Origin of the sequence: Sodalis sp. RH21, assembly GCF_047324175.1 — a bacterium.
GTDB lineage: Bacteria > Pseudomonadota > Gammaproteobacteria > Enterobacterales > Enterobacteriaceae > Acerihabitans.
Map to the genome: position 1 here is coordinate 3,276,559 of NZ_CP178732.1, position 18,434 is coordinate 3,294,992.

The window sequence follows — 18,434 nt, forward strand, 5'->3', positions numbered from 1 at the left end:
CGACAACGTAGCGCTCCGGACGTGGTTTCAAAGCGCCTTTCCGGCAATATAGCGGCAAGCGATCCCCGCCGTATATTTTACGCAGTGATTAAACGCCATGCTAAAACCAGTGCTGCCTCTCGCTTATAATCATCCTTCCACCATTAAATGTGATCTTAATCATATTTTAACGCCAATAATCGCGTAGTGGTCAATTAGCCATAGCCATTGTGGCCACTATTTAATATTTACAACTTGTCAATATGGCCATTATAGTCATAAATAGCAACCGGCGGATAATAGCGTAATTCGGAGTCAATCCATGATGAGGAACCTGACGGACAGACAGATAAAAATCATGAAGCACCTGATTAATCACAAAGAGTATATCAGCATCGAGTCGATATCGTCTTTGGTGGTCGCATCAAAACGCACGATACGCAGGGATATTGAAATGATCAATAATAAATTATCCACTGAGGGTATATTCCTGGCCAGCAAGGCCGGCCGGGGCGTTATTGCCGAATTTCGTAACGATGCCGCGGAGATCACCTCAAGAAACGTGTTCATGAATGACAGCGATGTATTTAACCGCAGCGTACGCTTGTTAAAAATAGCGTCGGATTTATTGATGAACTCGCCGCAGCCGACATCCATCAGCGAATTGTCAAAAAAATATTTTATCAGCCGGGCATCTATCGTCAATGATTTAAAGAAAATCGAAACCTGGCTCATACATTTTGATCTGGCCCTGTTTAAAGACCTCAGCGGCACGCGAATAATCGGGAATGAGAAATCAATGCGGATTGCCATGAAATCCCTGGTGTTAAAATCCATTTACAGCAATATGAACATGATGGAAAGCCGGATCGATACGGCCATTCTCAGTGAACTATCGGAAAAATTCGGCGAACAGCATGTATTATTTACTACCGACCTGATTACCACCATCGAAAACAAGCTGGAGTACCGCATTAGCGACCCTTATTACATCAATTTATTTACCCATATCCTGGTATTGATCCATCGAATCAACTTGAGAATCAATGACAGCGAAATCCCATGCGCTGATTTTATTGCTCAGGATCGGGGAATGTATGAGATTGCCCTATCAATAATCAACACTATTGAAAATAAATATACTATACGGCTCAACAAAATCGAAGCTGAATATATTTATCAATATCTGGTCTCATCGGGCAAGACCGATATTGATAATAATAGTAATGTAAAAACCAATGGCGCCGGCCGTTCGCTGGCCTTTACCCGCCAGTTGATCGTACGGGTTTCATCGCTGATCAACGTGGATATCACGATGGATAATCATCTGATGACCTCGCTGCTTTCCCATGTCAAGCCGATGCTGAACCGGCTGGAATACCATATCAGGATTAAAAATCCGCTGCTGCATGATATCAAAAATGAGCTGGGCAGCATTTTCGCCGCGGTAAAAAATGCCGCCAACGGCATTGCCGCGGAACATACTATCGGCCCGGTCAATGATGATGAGATAGGCTACCTGACCGTGCACATCCAGGCGGCGATTGAAAATAATATCGAAAGAAAACGCGTGCTGCTGGTGTGCTCGAGTGGCCTGGGCACGTCGCAGCTGCTTTATGGGCGGGTAATCAGGGCATTCCCCTGCTGGGAAATTGTCGGCATCGTGCCTGGCCAAGAGATAGCCCGGTATATAACACAGCATGATGTGGACATCATCATATCGACTATCCGGTTGGCAGAAATAAACCGGCCGGTAGTGTATGTATCGGCGCTATTTACCGCCAAAGACATCGGTCGGGTGACGGAGTGCCTGGTAGCAAATTACATGAAATAGCATTATGAAAAACCTTATGATACTTATCCCCCGCGGAGGACCACGAATGACTCTGACCATGGCTATTGATGATGTTTTGCAGGAAGAATGTATTATTCTCAACTCACAGGCCCAGACCAAAGAGCAGATTATTAATGAACTCACTGATATTCTGTTTAATAGCGGCGCATTAGCGGATAAAACCCGTTTTTTAAAAGATGTCTGGTCAAGGGAGGAGTTAGGTTCGACCGGTTTCGAAAATCATATTGCCATTCCCCATGGCAAATCCACGGCGGTATTAAAAACCCGCATTGCCATCGGACGGGTCGATGGCGATATCCCTTGGGAAACCATAGACGGCACCCGGGTACGATTGGTTATTTTATTTGCGGTAAAAGATACCGACAGCGATGCCCGGCATATAAAAATATTATCAAAAATATCCATGGCATTAGGTGATGATGATGTAGTAGATGATTTACTTCATTTGCAAAGCCGTAACGAATTATATCGACTATTGATTGCCCGCTCTGAAAGTTGACACGCTAAAACTATAACTCTGTATTTACCTACCGGAGAAGCAATATGAATATTATCGCCGTGACCTCATGCCCGACGGGTGTCGCACACACTTATCTGGCCGAGGCTAATCTCAAGAAGTCCGCCAAGAAGTTAAATATACCTATTTTGGTCGAAACGCAGGGCGCAGTGGAAAGCGAGTATATCCTGAGTAACGAGGATATAAAAAACGCCGACATCGTGCTTATCGCCGCTGATAAAAAAATCGAATTATCCCGTTTTATCAATAAAAATATCATTGAGGTTTCGGTAACCAAAGCCGCCAAGGATGCAGAAGGATTGCTGCGCGCCATCATCGGGGGTGAATTGACCGCGCGCAGGTTAAGCGAGGCCGACGACGCGCCGGTGCAGTCGTTGCCGGCCGGGCAGGTAACACGCTCGGCGATTGGCGACATATATGTCCATCTGATCACCGGCGTCAACCTGATGATCCCCTTTGTGGTCGCCGGCGGTATATTGATTGCCCTGAGTTTTGCTTTTGGCATAACCGCGGCGACCCCAGGCGACCCGAGTTTTAACCCTGTGGCCAAAATGCTGTCGGATATCGGCGGCGGGTCCGCTTTTGCGCTGATGCTACCGGTGCTGGCGTTTGGCATCAGCCAGTCGATCAGCGGCAAAGCGGGTATCGTGGCCGGCGCCGTGGGCGGCATGATGGCGATACACACGGGTTCCGGTTTTCTCGGGGCGCTGCTGGCTGGCTTTCTGGCCGGTTATGTCACCTTATTGATCAATAAATATATCACGCTGCCTAAATCCATTATTAGCTTAAAACCGATCCTGATTGTACCGCTGTTAAGCGTATTCATCACCGGCGCCGTGATGGCGCTGTTAATCGGCGAGCCAATCAAGCTGCTGCTGGGATTGCTGACCACCTTTCTCAATTCGCTGGGTAATACCAATTCCGCCATCCTCGGGTTGTTATTCGGCATGATGGTGGCATTTGATATGGGCGGCCCGCTGAATAAAACCGTCTGCATGTTTGCCATCGGGCTAATGTCGAGCGGCATATATGGTCCGATCGCCGCCTGCATGGCCGCCGGCATGGTGCCGCCGCTCGGCATTGCCCTGGCGACCACCCTGTTTAAAAAGAAGTTCACCCGCCAGGAAGTCGAGACCGGCAAGGTCACCTATATCCTCGGCTTGTCGTTTATCACCGAAGGCGCCATTCCGTTTGCCGTCGCCGATCCCTTCCGGGTGATACCGGCCATCGTTTGCGGCTCGGGACTGGCCGGCGCGCTGTCGATGATGCTGGGCTGCGCCTCGCGGGCGCCTCACGGCGGTATTTTTGTGATGTTTATTCCCAATGTGATAACCAACGTGCCGGCCTACGGCGCCGCCATTGCCGCCGGGTCATTACTTACCGCGCTCATTCTGCTTTTTATCAAGAAAGATGTTCCCCAATCCCTTCAGGAAGGATAATCGCTATGCTCTATACCATGAAAGACGTACTCACGGTGGCCAACCAACATAAATTCGGCGTCGGCGCCTTTAATATCGCCAGCGCGGAATTTGCCCGCGCGGTGATTGAAACCGCGGAAGAACACGGCTCGCCGGTGATCCTGGAAATCCATCCCGACGAGATGAGTTTTACCGGCGCGGATTTTATCGTCTATCTCAGGACCCTGGCCATCAATGCCAGCGTACCGGTGGTGATTCATCTGGACCACGGACGCAACCTGCGTGAAGTCATGAAAGCCATCTATGCCGGTTTCACATCGGTGATGATTGACGCCTCCTGCGAAGACTTTGATGAAAATATCCGCATCACGCAACAAATCGTTGAAATTGCCCATGCGCTGGATATTTCGGTGGAAGCGGAGCTGGGGACCATTGGCGCAATGAACGGCAGCGCGGAAGGCGGCACGGCCGAAATTCTGTTTACCGATCCACGGCAGGCGCAAATCTTCGCCGAACGGACCGGGGTGGATACGCTGGCGGTGGCCATCGGCACGTCTCACGGCTTATACCCCAAGGGTAAACAACCCAAACTCGATATTGAGCGGCTGCAGCAAATCAGGCAATTAGTGGCCATTCCGCTGGTGTTGCACGGCGGTTCCGGCAATAAAGATAGCGAGGTCGCCGAAGCCATCCGCTATGGCGTCGGTAAGATCAATATCTCCAGCGAGATGAAAAAAGCCTTTTTTGTCTCGCTGGAGCAAGAGCTGAAAAGCGGCGATCATGAACCCAACGCACTCTACATTAAACCTATGCAAGCGGCGGCCAAGGTGATTGCCAATAAAATGGCGCTGTTCGGTTCGGTGGATAAAAGCCGGTTGTACCTCCCCGCCTAAGACACCCGCACCTCGATTGATCCCGGGCGTTGCCCGCGCCGTGGGCCCCCTGGCGCGGTAGGGACCAATCCCACCCGCCGCGCCTTACCGGGCGCGGCCTTGAGGTCCACGCGAACTGACCTTGGGCAACGCCCTGATGCGGCGCGGTGCGTATTTTGCCCGCCCGTGGTGCACCTTTCCCGGCCAATGGCATCGTACCAGGTTATTTCCACCGGCAGCGGCACCGGACTGCGCGCGCGTTTGAAACAATTCCCCTGCAATTCCAGTTGCCTATACCGATTTTAGAAAAAAAAGCCCGAACCAATAAAAAATTGGTTCGATTTATGCTTGGTTCTCTCCGGGGGTGCCGCTCGTTGCGGCATACATTCGTGGTTGGCCGTCAATCGAAGATATTACCGATACCATCGTTGCGAATCAGGGTTTATCCATGGCAAAAGCAAAAAATTCGTCCTCCTACTCCGCCCTGGAACAACTGCGGACGCTAATCCGGGAACATCGCTCGCCGGAGCTGCCGTTGCCCACCGAGCGGGAGCTGGCGGAGCGCTACCAGGTCGGGCGGCGGGAAATCCGCCGCGCGCTGGATGTACTGGAGATGGAAGGACGGGTATGGCGCAAACAGGGCAAAGGCACCTTCCTGGGCCCCGATGCCCCGTCGCAGCCGCTGGTGCTGCAAGCCTTGCCGCGGCAATCAACGCTGCTGGAGGTGATGGAAGCCCGCCTGCAGCTGGAGCCGGGGCTGGCGCGCCTGGCCGCCCTGCGCGCCACGCCGGAACAGCTGGCGTTGATGGAACGTCTCCAGGAGCGCATGCAGGTACTGGAGACCAATGACAGCGATCAGCACGAACTGTGGGACAGCGCCTTTCATCGCACGCTGGCCGAGGCGGCGGGCAACCGGCTGCTGCTCGGCCTGTTTGACGCGCTGGACGCCATCCGCCGCGACGACAGCTGGCGCCATGTGCGCGAGCGGGCGCGCAATCCGGCGCGGCTGGAAAATTACAACCAGCAGCATCAATGCCTGGTCCGGCATCTCCAGGCCCGTCGGCCCGCGGAGGCCGCCGCCGTCATGACCGAACATCTGCAAGCGCTGCAACAGGCGCTGATCAACGTCCTGCCCGCCAACGAGGAACCACGAACCTGATGACGATACCCCTATCCCCCGCGCAGCCGGTGCTGAATATCGCCCATCTGCGGGTGCGGTTCCACGGCTCGCCGGCCAGCGTACTCGACGATATTTCGTTACATATCCAGCCGGGGGAAACCCTGGCGCTGGTCGGTGAGTCCGGCTGCGGTAAAAGCGTCACCTCGCTGGCGCTGATGGGGCTGCTGCCCGACAGCGCGCGCATCGACCAGGGCGAGCTGCATTTTAACCAACACGACCTGCGCGCCCTTTCCCCGCGGCAATACGCCAATCTGCGCGGCAATCAGTTGGCCATGATCTTCCAGGAGCCGATGACCTCCCTCAATCCGGCGTTTACCTTGGGCGATCAGCTGGCGGAAGCGGTGGTCCGGCACCAGGGCGTCAGCTACCGCCAGGCCCTGGCGCGCGCCAGGGAGATGCTGGAACTGGTGCAGATCCCGGCGCCGGATCTGCGCCTGAAGTCATATCCGCACCAGCTCTCGGGCGGCATGCGCCAGCGGGTGATGATCGCCATGGCGCTGATCAACCGCCCGCAGTTGCTGATTGCCGACGAACCCACCACCGCCCTGGATGTCACCATCCAGGCCGGCATCCTAAGCCTGCTTAACCGCATCAAGCAGGACACCGGCACCGCCATTTTATTGATCACCCACGATCTCGGCGTGGTGGCGGAAGTCGCGCAGCAGGTGGCGGTAATGTACGCGGGCCAGATTGTCGAAACCGGCGGCGTGGACGATATCTTCAGCGACCCGCAGCATCCCTATACCATCGGATTGATGGCTTCGATGCCCAGCCTGTCGGCCCGCATCGGCAGGCTGGCCACCATTCCGGGGTCGGTGCCCACCGCCGACGCCATGCCCGCCGGCTGCCGCTTCGCCACCCGCTGTCCGTTCGCCGACGACCGGTGCCACCGTTCCCGGCCCGGCCTGCGCCAGATCACCGCCCGCCATGAGGTCGCCTGTTTTTATGCGCCGCTTGAACACCATTTCGCGCCGGGAGGCGGACTATGAGCCAGCCCATCCTCGAAAGCATGGCATTGACGAAAATTTTCCAGGGTCCCAAAGGCCTGTTCACCCGCCAGCGCCAGGTGCATGCGGTGGATCGGGTATCGCTGAAGGTATGGCCGGGCGAGACCCTGGCCATCGTCGGGGAGTCCGGCTCCGGAAAATCCACCCTCGGCCGGCTGCTGTTGCGCCTGCTGACGGCCACCGAAGGGCATGTCTTCTACCAGGGCAATGATATCGGCAAGCTGGCCGCCGGGCCGTTAAACCAGCTGCGGCGCGAGCTGCAGATTATTTTCCAGGATCCGTTCGCCTCTCTCAATCCCCGCATGACGGTAGAGGAGATTGTCGGCGAGCCCATCTGGCTGCATGAACGGATCTCCCGGCCGGAGCGGCGCGAGCGGGTGGCCGAACTGCTGCGCACCGTCGGGCTGCCGGCCGTGTACGCCCGGCGTTTTCCCCATGAATTTTCCGGCGGACAGCGCCAGCGCATCGGCATCGCCCGCGCCCTGGCGTCCAAGCCTACCCTGCTGCTGGGGGATGAACCGGTTTCCGCGCTGGATGTATCGGTGCAGGCGCAGGTAGTCAACCTGCTCGAAAACCTGAAAGAGCAGTTCGGCCTGACCCTGATCGTGGTGGCGCACGGACTGGCGGTGATCCGCCATATGAGCGATCGCGTCGCGGTAATGTACCTGGGGCAAATCGTCGAAATCGCCGCCGCCGATGATATTTTCGATCAACCGCTGCATCCCTATACCCGGGCGCTGATCGCCTCCGCGCCCCAGTTAACCCCAGGCGCGCGGCGCACCGGACCGCTGCTGACCGGGGATTTGCCCAATCCGTCGCAGCCGCCGTCCGGCTGCCGTTTCCATACCCGCTGCCCCCATGTCAAGGAAGTCTGCCGGCAGCATGAACCGCCGCTGGAACCCGCCAGCGACCAACGCCAGGTGGCCTGCCACCGCTGGCGCGAACTGAACAGCGATCGCAGCGTTATCGTGATGGCGCCGCCGTCGGCGGCTTTCCTGCGGCGGCGCGCGCTGTTCGTCGACGCCGCGGCCCGTAAACCCTAACTGCCTCAAGGAATTAATGCTCATGAACTCCCGTCACAAGCTTTATACCGCGCTGAGTGGATTGGTGTTGCTCGGCGCCAGCGGCCAGCTGTATGCCGAAAGCGTTTTGCGTATCGGTCTCGGCAGCGATCCCGACATGCTGGACCCCCATCTGGCCCGCACCTATTACGGCCGTTTTGTCTTCGCCGCCATGTGCGATCGGCTGGTGGATGTGGATGATAAACTGCAGGTGGTGCCCGGCCTTGCCACCGATTGGCAATACAGCGATGACGGCAAAACCCTGACCATGAACCTGCGCCAGGGCGTAACGTTCCAGGATGGCGAAGCCTTTAACGCGCAGGCGGTGAAATTTAATATCGAGCGTGCGCTGACCCTGCCGGGGTCGCTGCGCAAAAGCGAACTGTCCTCGGTGGCGTCCGTCGAGGCCACCGGCCCCTATAGCGTGACATTTCATCTGAAAAATCCCGACGCCGCGCTGCTCTCCCAGCTCACCGACCGTGCGGGCGCCATGCTGGCGCCGCAGGCCGCCGCCAAGGATAACTTTGCCGCGCACCCGGTATGCTCCGGCCCCTACCGGTTTGACAGCCGGGTGCAGCAGGACCGCATTGTGCTGACGCGCTATGACAATTACTGGAATAAACAGGCCTACCACTTTGATAAAGTGATATTTATGCCCATTCCTGACTCCTCGGTGCGTCTGGCCAACCTGCGCGCCGGCGATCTGGACCTGACCGAAGGCATTGCCGCCAGCGATGTGAAAACCGTCGAGGCCAATCCCAAGCTCGCCCTGGCCAAGGTGACCGGGCTGGGGTATATGGGGCTGACCTTTAATATCGCCAACGGCAAGGTCAATCCCAACGATCCGTTTGCCAAGGATGCGCGGGTGCGCGAAGCGTTCTCCCTGTCCCTGGATCGCGACGCCATTAACCAGGTAGCCTTCGAGGGGCAGTACACCCCGGCTAACCAGCCATTCTCCACCGTCAGTCCTTATCATGTGAATTTGCCGGTGTCGGCGCGGGATGTGGAGAAAGCCAAATCCCTGCTGGCGGCGGCCGGGGTCGCCACGCCGGTGGATACCACCATCCTGGTGGCCAACAGACCGGATGCCCAGCAGGTGGGCCAGGTCATCCAGGCGATGGCCGGCGAAGCCGGGTTTAATGTTCATTTGCAAACCACTGAATTCGCCACGCTGCTGGATCGCCAGCAGCGGGGAGATTTCCAGGTCAGCATGTCCGGCTGGTCCGGCCGCCCGGACCCGGACGGCAGCATTTACTCGTTTATCCATAGCAAAGGCAACCTGAACGACGGGCGTTACGCCAACCCGCAGGTGGATGAGTGGCTACAGCAGGCACGCAGCACCTCCGACCAGGCCAAACGTCAAGCCTTGTATAACCAGGTAGTGGCGCAGTTGCAACAGGATATGCCGCTGGCCTACCTGTATTTCGAGCCGCGCATTTTTGGTATGTCGAAAAAGATATCGGGATTCAAACCCTATCCCGACGGGTTGATCCGCCTGGCGGATATGCAACTGGCGCAATAGCGCGCCGAGAATCCGGGAGCGATGATGTTAGAACTGATTGGCAAGCGAATATTGCTGGCGATACCCACCCTGTTCCTGGTCAGCATTATGGTCTTTTCCCTGCAAAAACTGCTGCCGGGCGACCCGGTGGTGGCCATGGCCGGCGAAGAGCGCGACCCGGCGGTGATCGCCATGCTGCGCGATAAATACCGCCTGGACGACCCCATACCGGCGCAGTATTTTTACTGGCTGCGCGATGCGCTGCACGGCAATCTGGGCATCTCGCTGCGTACCCAGGAGCCGGTCACCACGCTTATCGCCAGCAAGCTGCCGGTAACCATCGAGCTGACGCTGCTGTCGATGATCATCGCCATGGCGCTCGGCATCACCACCGGCATTATCGCGGCGGTGCGCCGGGGAACCTGGGTGGATTACAGCGCCAACTTTGTCGCCCTCTCGGGTATCTCCATCCCCAACTTCTGGCTGGGGGTGCTGTTGATCCTGCTGTTTTCAGTCAAGCTGCAATGGCTGCCGGCCTCGGGTTTTGTGCCGCTGACCGAGGACGTATCGCAAAACCTGCGCACCCTGCTGCTGCCGGCGCTGGTATTGGGCACCGGGCTGGCGGCGACGCTGATGCGCCATACCCGGGCGGCGATGATTGCGGTGCTGAAGGCGGATTATATCCGCACCGCCAAGGCCAAGGGCCTGTTGCCCAGGCGGGTGATCCTCAAACACGCGCTGCGCAATGCGCTGGTGCCCATTGTCACCCTCACTACGCTGCTGTTCGGCGAACTGCTCGGCGGCGCGGTGCTTACCGAGCAGGTCTTCACCATCCCGGGTTTCGGCAAGATGATCGTCGATTCGGTGTTCAACCGCGATTACGCGGTGGTGCAGGGAGTGGTGCTGGTGGTGGCGATGGGTTTTCTGCTGCTTAATCTGCTGGCCGACGTGCTGTATGTGCTGATCAATCCGCGCATGGGGGGAGAATAACATGTCACAGGTGCTCACCGGCGCGGCCGCGCAGGCCCTGCCCGGGACGGGCGGCCGGGCGATAAAAAAATTCATGGCCAATAAAAGCGCCGTGATTGGAGCGGTGATCGTACTGATCTTTGTGGCGATCGCCCTGCTGGCGCCCTGGCTGGCGCCCTTCGACCCGATCAAAGCCAATTTCCTGGCGGTACGCAAACCGCCGTCGGGACTCTATTGGCTCGGCACCGACGAACTGGGCCGCGATATCCTCTCCCGGCTTATTTGGGGCGCGCGCACTTCGCTGATGGCCGGCTGTATTTCGGTCATTATCGCCATTTTTATCGGCGTGCCGCTGGGCCTGGTCGCCGGCTATTGGCAGGGGGTATGGGATGGGATTATCTCACGCGTTATCGAGGCGTTGCTGTCGTGTCCATTTTTGATCCTGGCCATCGCGCTGGGGGCGTTTCTCGGCCCGAGCCTGGGTAATGCGATGATCGCCATCGGCTTATCGGTAATGCCGATTTTCGCCCGCCTGACGCGCGGACAGGTGATGAGTATCCGCAACGAGGAGTATATCGAGGGCGCCCGGGCCATCGGCCTGCCCGACCGCTGGATCGTGCTACGTTATGTGCTGCCCAATGTGCTGTCGCCCATTCTGGTGCAGGCGACGCTGGCCATCGCCTCGGCCATTATTACCGAAGCCAGCCTGTCATTCCTGGGACTGGGGCAGCAGCCGCCCTCGCCGTCCTGGGGCGCCATGCTCAATACCGCGAAAAATTACCTTGAGCAGGCACCCTGGATGTCGATTTTTCCCGGACTGGCGATCTTTTTTACCGTCCAGGGTTTTAACCTGCTGGGCGACGGGCTGCGCGATGCGCTGGATCCGCGCGACAATTGATCAACATAGGACAACAAGATGACATCACCACTGGATTTCCAGGTAGCCTACCCTTCCCTGCGCCCGCCGATGATGGGCCGCAACGCGGTCTGCGCCTCCCAGCCGCTGGCGGCCCAGGCGGGGTTGCGCATGCTGCTGCTGGGCGGCAACGCCGTGGACGCCGCCGTCGCCACCGCCATGGCCCTGACGGTGGTGGAACCCACCGGCTGCGGCATCGGCAGCGATGCATTCGCCATCGTCTGGGACGGCAAGCAACTGCATGGCTTAAATGCCTCCGGCCGTTCTCCCGCCGCCTGGAAATATGAGGATTACGCTCATTTACCGGCCATGCCGGAACTGGGCTGGAAGGCGGTAACCACACCCGGCGCGGTGTCCGGCTGGGTGGAGTTGGCCCGGCGCTTCGGCTCGCTGCCGCTGACGACGCTGGCGCAGCCGGCCATCGAATATGCCCGCGACGGTTTTCCGGTATCGCCCCTGATTGGCGCGTTATGGCGGCGCGGCGTCGAGCGTCTTGGCGCCCAGCCGGGATTTATGGCGTGTTTTGCGCCCGGCGGACGCGCGCCGGCCATCGGCGAGCTGTTCCGTAATCCGGCCCAGGCCAGGACATTGGAACTGATCGCGCAAACCGATGGCGAGGCGTTTTATCGCGGCGAATTGGCGGCGAAAATGGCCGCTTTCGCCCGGCAGCATAACGCCGGCCTGACGCTTGAGGACCTAAACAACCACCGGCCCGAATGGGTCGAGCTGCTATCCCGCCCCTTTGCCGGCGGTTCGGTGCATGAATTGCCGCCAAACGGCCAGGGGATCGCCACTCTGATGGCCTTGGGCATTCTGGAGCATTGCGATATCGGGCGTTATCATCCCGACTCGGCGGAGGCGCTGCATCTGTCCATCGAAGCGATGAAACTGGCGCTGGCCGACCTGGAACGCTATGTGGCCGATACCGATCATATGGAGTTCGAGGCGAAGCATTTACTGGGGGATGATTATCTCAAACAGCGGGCCGCGCTAATCAATCCCGCCAGGGCGGGCGATTTTGTCTTTGGGGCGCCACGGCAAAGCGGCACGGTCTATCTGTCCACCGCCGATGCCGGCGGCATGATGGTGTCGTTTATCCAGTCCAATTATATGGGTTTCGGGTCCGGCGTCGTGGTGCCGGACACCGGCATCAGCCTGCAAAACCGCGGCGCCAGTTTTGTGCTGGAGCCGGGACATCCCAACTGCCTCGCCGGCAACAAGCGCACCTTGCATACTATTATCCCGGCCTTTGCCCTGGACGGCAACGGGCAGCCGTTAATGACGTTTGGCGTCATGGGCGGAACCATGCAGGCGCAGGGCCATGTCCAGATGGCCCTGCGCATCATGCAGCACCGGCAAAACCCGCAGGCGGCCATTGACGCGCCGCGCTGGCGGGTGGTGAAAGGACGCGAGGTGATGGTGGAGCCGTCGCTGAACCGCAATACCCTGGCGGCCCTGCGCGCCATGGGACATCAGCTTATCGTGGAAGATCCCATGCAGATCCACAACTTCGGCGGCGCCCAGGCCATTGTGCGCGATGCGCAGGGCGTCTACATCGCCGCGACCGAAACCCGCAAGGACGGGCAGGCGCTGGTGTATTGACCGGCGGCATCCTCGATGGGCGCCTCGGGGTCGACGCGATGTTGGTACAGCCAGTCGACAACGTCGGTCCTGAGGCGTTTAAGCGATGCGCCGACCGCCTGCCTGATATGCTCCGGCCGGCTGTTGAGGTGTCGCTTCCCGTCCGGGCGCGGTTTGCTAATAAAGCGCATTTTCCGTTTACAGAACTTTAACGTATTTGACACGACTTAAATTGCTTTTTTATTTCAATCTGTTTTATTTGTTGACCAATGGTAACGAAAACCCACGAGGACGACGCCTTATGCGCTGGCGCAACTCAGCCGACAGTTTCGGCCATATCAGCATTGCTATCCACTGGCTGGTGGCGTTCACCGTGTACGGCATGTTTGCGCTTGGGCTGTGGATGGTGACGCTTGGCTATTATGCGACCTGGTATCATCGCGCGCCCGAACTGCACAAAAGCATCGGCTGTCTGCTTTTCGCCATGATGATCATACGCCTGATCTGGCGTTTTATTTCCCCGCCGCCCACCCCCCTCAGCCATTACTCGCCGCTGACCCGCGCCGGCGCGATGCTGGCGCATTGGACTTTATATATCCTGCTGTTCGCCCTGCTTACCAGCGGGTATTTGATTTCCACCGCGGACGGGCAGCCGATAAATGTATTCGGCTGGTTTTCCGTTCCGGCTACCCTGAGCGGCCTGGCGGGGCAGGCCGATTTAGCGGGCGACATCCATTTGTACCTGGCGTGGTGCGTGGTAATCCTGTCGGTATTGCACGGCCTGGCCGCGTTAAAACATCATTTTATCGATGGCGACATCACCCTCAGGCGGATGCTTGGGTATCGCCTTCATCAACCTGCGCAATATAAGGAAAGACACCATGCTGAAAAAGACTAGCCTGGGCCTGGCGACGGTCGCGTTATTATTCGCCTCGGGCATAGCCGGTGCGGCGGAGTATAAAATTGATAAGCAGGGCCAGCATGCTTTTATTCAATTCAAGATCAAACATCTTGGCTACAGCTGGCTCTACGGCGGTTTTAGGGATTTTGACGGCGGCTTCACCTTCGACGCCGATAATCCCGCCGCCAGCAAGGTGAACGTGGTGATTAACACCGCAAGCGTCGATACCAATCATGCCGAACGCGATAAACATCTCAGGAGCGCGGAGTTCCTCAACGTAGCACAATATCCCCAGGCCACCTTCTCCTCCACGCAGGTGAAAAAAGACGGCGATGAATGGGATATCACCGGCAACCTGACGTTAAACGGCGTGACCAAACCCATTACCCTGGAAGCCAAATTGGTCGGCCAGGGCAACGATCCCTGGGGCGGCTATCGCGCGGGTTTCGAAGCTGAAGGAACCCTGGCGCTAAAAGATTTTAATATCACCACGGATTTGGGGCCGGCCTCGCAACAGGTGGACGTGATCATTTCGGTTGAAGGGGTCAGGCAGTGACCTGCCGGCCATCACCCCTGCGTTGAGCCGGTGAAACCCAAGATGCGGCGATGCCGCCGTTGTTTGCTGAACGCCCAGCGGTAGCGCTTGCCGCTGGAGGATGAATACCGCTTTCCCGCCGCCAGGGTTCTCTGCCCCCTGGCGGCGCAATATCAATCAGAACGAGGTGGTCAAGCCGGCATAATAGGCCCGTCCCGGTTCGTTATAGGTCAATGCCCCTTCGTTTTCGCGATAAACGCGTTTATCCAGCAGATTGCTGATGCCCACATTGACCCGGACATTTTTTGTCACGTCGTAATTCAGGCCGACGCCCAGCACGGAATAGGCGCCCAGTTCTTTGCTGGACAGCGAGCCGACTTCGTTGCGTATGTCCGCGTATTCACGCGGTTTCTGCCGGCCGTACATTGTCCAGGCCGCATTGGCGGACAATTTATCGTTAACCTGCCAGTCCAGCATGGTATTGATGGTGTATTTGGGAATCACCGACAGTGGATTGCCGGTTTCCTTATTCTCGGAGGTGATCATATAGGTGGCATTGGTACGCCAGTTCAGCGTATCGGGCAGCACCGGTACCACCAGATTAGCCTCCAGCCCTTCCACCAGCGCCTTGCCGCCATTTTCCCAGCGCAGGATATTGCCGCCGTCTGACGCGGCGCCGATAACATCGGTGCCGGCCACGATTTTGTTACGGTAATCGTTACGGAAATAAGTGATGCCGGCGTCATAGCCGTTGGCGGTAAATTCCAGGCCGATCTCTTTGTTGATACTGATTTCCGGGTCCAAATCATCGTTGCCGAGCAGGTAGCAGGCGCCGGTGGCGACCCCCGCCGGGCAGCCGTTGCCGTTGGTGCGCAATAAATACCCTTCGCTTGATTGGTACAGATTAGGCGCCTTGAATACCCGGGCGATGCCCGCCTTGAGCTTGAAAAATTCGCCGAGCTCCTGGGACATATTCAGGCTGGGGCTCCAGTTGGCGCCGAATTTGCTGTGATAATCGAAACGCAGGCCGGGAATCAGGTCGGTGCCTGGCAGGGCTTCGATATTATCTTCAAAATAGAGCGCGCTTAATTCCGCGCTGTTTTTACTGCTGCGCAGCGCGGGATTGCCCGACACGCCGCCGATGTTCGCATTGGCCTGGCTGGTGGCGCGCATCGATGCCGGGTCGTTCAGCTCTTCGCGGTTCCATTCGGCGCCCAAGGTGGCGGTTTGATCCACCAGCAGCTTAAGCGGGATATTCAGCTCCGTATTGGCTTTGTAGTTCTCCAGCCGGCTGGTGGAGAAGGTGTCGCTATTGATCATGCCCTCGACGCGTCCCGTCGATCCCTCCATCAGGCGCGTATTATTGGTTTTTTCATAATAGAGGCCGGTGCGGGACTGGCCCCAGTCCCAGACGCCGTTATGGGTCACGCCATAATTCTGGCGGTACATGCGGTTGGTTTCCTGGCCGTACAGGGTCGGCACCAGGGTGCTGATATTGCCGTTGCTGTACTGGGTGTCGCCGGTGTAGATATTGCCCTGGCGGCTGTAGCCGTATTCGAAGTCCATGCTTTGCCGGGGATCGATTTTCCATGACAGCAGCGTGTTGATGTCCTTGTTGCGCACCCCTTCGCGGCCGGCGGCATAGGAGCCGTTCTGCTGGGTATTGATATCGGGGCTATCGGCGTCGGTTTTATTGATATTGCCGTACAATCGCATGGTCAGCACATCGTCGATCAGCGGACCGCTCAGGCTGAAGTTGGCCCGTTTGGTGGCGCCCTCTTTATCATCCTCCGGCTGGTTGGTATACAGGGATAACGACCCGTGCCAATCGTTGGTCGGCCGCTTGGTAATAATATTCACCACGCCGCCCGCGGCGCCGGAACCGTAGCGCGCGGCCGCCGGCCCTCTCAGCACTTCGATACGCTCGACCATCTCCACCGGCACCCAGTTGCTGTCGCCGCGGGTATCGCGCTCCCCGCGCCAGCTATAGCGTACCGCATTGCGCGAGGTGACCGGCTTGCCGTCTATCAGGATCAGCGTATTTTCCGGCCCCATGCCGCGGATATCGATTTGGCGGTTGTTGCCGCGGCTGCCCGAGGCGCTGTTGCCGGTCAAGTTGACGCCCGGCATTTTGCGGATGATATCCGACAGGTCATTTACCGGCGGCGCTTTTTTGATATCGTCCGCGGTAATAATGGATACGCCGGGCTGTTGTTTCAGTTCCTCTTCGGCGGTGGCCTTGACGACCATCACGTCCTCGCCGTCGGTTTCCCCCGTCGTTTCGGCGCCGGCGCCGCTGCTGAAAATGGCGGTTAATAAAAAGGCGATCGGTCCCATAGTGAAATTTTTAGTTACACACATTTATTATAATCCTATTGCAATTTACATTTTCTTTAGAGAATACGAATAGTAATAAGAATCGTTATCATTGTATACAAATGCGGGAATTCTTCACATTTTCTCCTTAATGTGAAGAACGGTGATTTTTTGAGCATACTATTGCGTGAGGCGGGCAGCGCTTTCTTCGACGGCTTGAATGCGGTATCCAAAGCCGGTTGCCGGACAATATCAGCAGCAATCGGGTAAGTGCCCGCCGCCTGCTACCGCCGCCGCTGGGCAACCAGCAGCGGAAATGCCCCCGGAACGTCCAGTTCCGGGACGGGCAGAATATCGGGAAGGGTCAGGCAGGACGCCGTTGCGCCCTGCCTGGGCTTACTGCAACGCGATACGCATCACATCATCCGGGCTGGTGGCTTCCTGCTGGCGGCTGGAGGCCTGCTTTACGCTGACATACAGCGTTTGGCCGTCCGGCGACAGGGCCAGGCTGTTCGGGTGCACCGGGGTAGCGATGGTGCGCAGCACCTTATAGGTCTTGGCGTCGATCACGCTCACCTGCCCCGCCTGGCGGTGGGTTACGTACACTTCGCTGCGCGCCGGGTTAAACAGCACCGCCAGCGATGCCGGCACGTCGATTTTTGCCAGGATATTACCGTTGCGGGTATCCGCCACCAGCACCTGCGGCTGCTTGGAATCGGTGATAAACGCGCGGTGCGTCGCCGGGTCCAGGCTGAGGTTCAGGAAAAAGTGTTCCGTCGCGGTTTCATCGAGCTTTTTGCGCATCACCACTTTATTGGCGCCGGTGTCGATGGACAGCAGCTCGTTGTCGGCATTGGTCACGTACAGGCGTTTCGCCGCCGCGTCCAGCGCCAGCCCGGTGCCCATTTTGCCGATATCGGCCAGGGTGGCGCGCAGGGTCAGGGTAGCGCCGTCCACCACCCATATCACGCTGGCCTCGCCAAGTCCGGCGATATAAACGGTATTGGTCTCCTGGTCCACCGCCAGCTCACGCGGCGCCAGCGGTTTGACCGTTTCTGAGCGCTGGCGCCCATCCAGCACCAGCCGGCCTTTTACCGCGCCGGTTTTGGCGTCGATGGCGGTGATGGCGCCGTCGACGGTGTTGCCGAAGTATAGGGTATCGGTCTTGGTATTGATGGCGGCGCCAAAGGGTTTGATATCGTTGTGGATAATCTGGGTGATATCAAGCGTGGCCGGGTCGAGGCGATACACCACCCCGCCTTTGTCCAGCTTGCGGCTTTGCGAGGTCGCCAGGTAGAGCGCGTCGCCTTGCGTGCTGTACGCCATCTCGTAAGCGCCTTTGCCGACGGGTTTGCGCAGCGGCTCCTGTGCCGCCCACGCACCCTGGGCCAGGGTAAACAACAGCGCGCCAGCCAGCAGCAGCGCATGCGCCGCGCGTGGTCCCGGTCGTCCGCCGGTGGTCGTTATCACGTCCATAATATCTCCATTTCAATGAATTGATGTTGCCGCCGGACCAGCGCCAGGCAGCCAAAGTGGTTTCACATTGCATCAATAAGCAGCAAGAGCCGGGATGTCATGGCGTCCCGATTTTTATATGAGAATAATAATCATTATTTTTTGAAAAGCACAACGATTTTACCAACCCAATAAGGTTCAAGCCTTTTCACCGCGGCATATAACAATGTTCATCCTTATAATTGATTCGATAAGATCAAAATATACCTGTTTTCTGCGTAATATTCGTTACGAGTTCAAAGTGATAAAACCCGCCGCAAAAACAGGGCCGCTGCCATCGCGTCTCATCCCATTAACAAGATCACAGATCT

Annotated in this window: 15 protein-coding genes and 1 pseudogene; 13 read left to right on the forward strand and 3 right to left on the reverse strand. The window is 57.7% G+C overall.

Annotated features, from left to right (window positions below; all coding sequences use genetic code 11):
• Positions 1 to 301 precede the first annotated feature (301 nt).
• The 11 genes from ACL2XP_RS15025 to ACL2XP_RS15075 all read left to right on the forward strand — a co-directional run bounded on the left by ACL2XP_RS15025 (position 302) and on the right by ACL2XP_RS15075 (position 12,877).
• The gene (locus tag ACL2XP_RS15025; RefSeq protein ID WP_413733578.1) at positions 302 to 1,813 is read left to right on the forward strand and encodes a BglG family transcription antiterminator; all 1,512 of its coding nucleotides are present in this window, start codon (positions 302 to 304) and stop codon (positions 1,811 to 1,813) included.
• A gap of 58 nt (positions 1,814 to 1,871) precedes the next feature.
• Complete coding sequence (locus ACL2XP_RS15030) at positions 1,872 to 2,333, forward strand: PTS sugar transporter subunit IIA (RefSeq protein WP_413739171.1); 462 nt, start codon at positions 1,872 to 1,874, stop codon at positions 2,331 to 2,333.
• Positions 2,334 to 2,377: 44 nt separating this feature from the next.
• Positions 2,378 to 3,790: a PTS fructose transporter subunit IIC gene (locus ACL2XP_RS15035; RefSeq protein ID WP_413733579.1), complete on the forward strand. Its 1,413-nt coding sequence runs from the start codon at positions 2,378 to 2,380 to the stop codon at positions 3,788 to 3,790.
• Positions 3,791 to 3,795: 5 nt separating this feature from the next.
• Positions 3,796 to 4,662: a ketose-bisphosphate aldolase gene (locus ACL2XP_RS15040; RefSeq protein WP_413733580.1), complete on the forward strand. Its 867-nt coding sequence runs from the start codon at positions 3,796 to 3,798 to the stop codon at positions 4,660 to 4,662.
• Between the two features lie 427 nt (positions 4,663 to 5,089).
• Complete coding sequence (locus tag ACL2XP_RS15045) at positions 5,090 to 5,800, forward strand: FadR/GntR family transcriptional regulator (RefSeq protein WP_413733581.1); 711 nt, start codon at positions 5,090 to 5,092, stop codon at positions 5,798 to 5,800.
• Positions 5,797 to 6,810 (forward strand): ABC transporter ATP-binding protein, encoded by a 1,014-nt coding sequence (locus ACL2XP_RS15050; protein WP_413739172.1) that lies wholly within the window; start codon positions 5,797 to 5,799, stop codon positions 6,808 to 6,810. Before ACL2XP_RS15045 ends, ACL2XP_RS15050 begins: the two co-directional genes overlap by 4 nt.
• Positions 6,807 to 7,871 (forward strand): ABC transporter ATP-binding protein, encoded by a 1,065-nt coding sequence (locus ACL2XP_RS15055; protein ID WP_413733582.1) that lies wholly within the window; start codon positions 6,807 to 6,809, stop codon positions 7,869 to 7,871. Before ACL2XP_RS15050 ends, ACL2XP_RS15055 begins: the two co-directional genes overlap by 4 nt.
• Positions 7,872 to 7,893: 22 nt before the next feature.
• The gene (locus tag ACL2XP_RS15060) at positions 7,894 to 9,411 is read left to right on the forward strand and encodes an ABC transporter substrate-binding protein (protein ID WP_413733583.1); all 1,518 of its coding nucleotides are present in this window, start codon (positions 7,894 to 7,896) and stop codon (positions 9,409 to 9,411) included.
• A 24-nt stretch (positions 9,412 to 9,435) separates the two neighbouring features.
• Entirely contained in the window at positions 9,436 to 10,380 is a 945-nt protein-coding gene (locus ACL2XP_RS15065; RefSeq protein WP_413739173.1) for an ABC transporter permease, read from the forward strand.
• A 1-nt stretch (position 10,381) separates the two neighbouring features.
• On the forward strand, positions 10,382 to 11,257 hold the full coding sequence (locus tag ACL2XP_RS15070; protein WP_413733584.1) for an ABC transporter permease: 876 nt from the start codon (positions 10,382 to 10,384) through the stop codon (positions 11,255 to 11,257).
• Between the two features lie 18 nt (positions 11,258 to 11,275).
• Positions 11,276 to 12,877: a gamma-glutamyltransferase family protein gene (locus ACL2XP_RS15075; RefSeq protein WP_413733585.1), complete on the forward strand. Its 1,602-nt coding sequence runs from the start codon at positions 11,276 to 11,278 to the stop codon at positions 12,875 to 12,877.
• Here the strand turns inward: ACL2XP_RS15075 and ACL2XP_RS15080 are convergent.
• Positions 12,877 to 13,014, reverse strand: a pseudogene (locus ACL2XP_RS15080) (aldo/keto reductase); the annotation flags it as partial. The gene ACL2XP_RS15075 and the pseudogene ACL2XP_RS15080 overlap by 1 nt on opposite strands.
• A 143-nt stretch (positions 13,015 to 13,157) precedes the next feature.
• On the opposite strand from ACL2XP_RS15080, the gene ACL2XP_RS15085 reads away from it, so the two are divergent.
• Both ACL2XP_RS15085 and ACL2XP_RS15090 read left to right on the forward strand, forming a co-directional pair.
• The gene (locus ACL2XP_RS15085) at positions 13,158 to 13,754 is read left to right on the forward strand and encodes a cytochrome b (RefSeq protein WP_413733586.1); all 597 of its coding nucleotides are present in this window, start codon (positions 13,158 to 13,160) and stop codon (positions 13,752 to 13,754) included.
• Positions 13,741 to 14,313: a YceI family protein gene (locus tag ACL2XP_RS15090; protein WP_413739175.1), complete on the forward strand. Its 573-nt coding sequence runs from the start codon at positions 13,741 to 13,743 to the stop codon at positions 14,311 to 14,313. Before ACL2XP_RS15085 ends, ACL2XP_RS15090 begins: the two co-directional genes overlap by 14 nt.
• Before the next feature lie 156 nt (positions 14,314 to 14,469).
• On the opposite strand, the gene ACL2XP_RS15095 is transcribed toward ACL2XP_RS15090, so the two are convergent.
• Together ACL2XP_RS15095 and ACL2XP_RS15100 are read right to left on the reverse strand one after the other, a co-directional pair.
• A complete protein-coding gene (locus ACL2XP_RS15095; RefSeq protein ID WP_413733587.1) occupies positions 14,470 to 16,653 on the reverse strand; it encodes a TonB-dependent siderophore receptor in 2,184 nt (727 codons plus the stop codon).
• A gap of 351 nt (positions 16,654 to 17,004) precedes the next feature.
• Positions 17,005 to 18,084 (reverse strand): YncE family protein, encoded by a 1,080-nt coding sequence (locus tag ACL2XP_RS15100; protein ID WP_413733588.1) that lies wholly within the window; start codon positions 18,082 to 18,084, stop codon positions 17,005 to 17,007.
• Between the last annotated feature and the right edge of the window lie 350 nt (positions 18,085 to 18,434).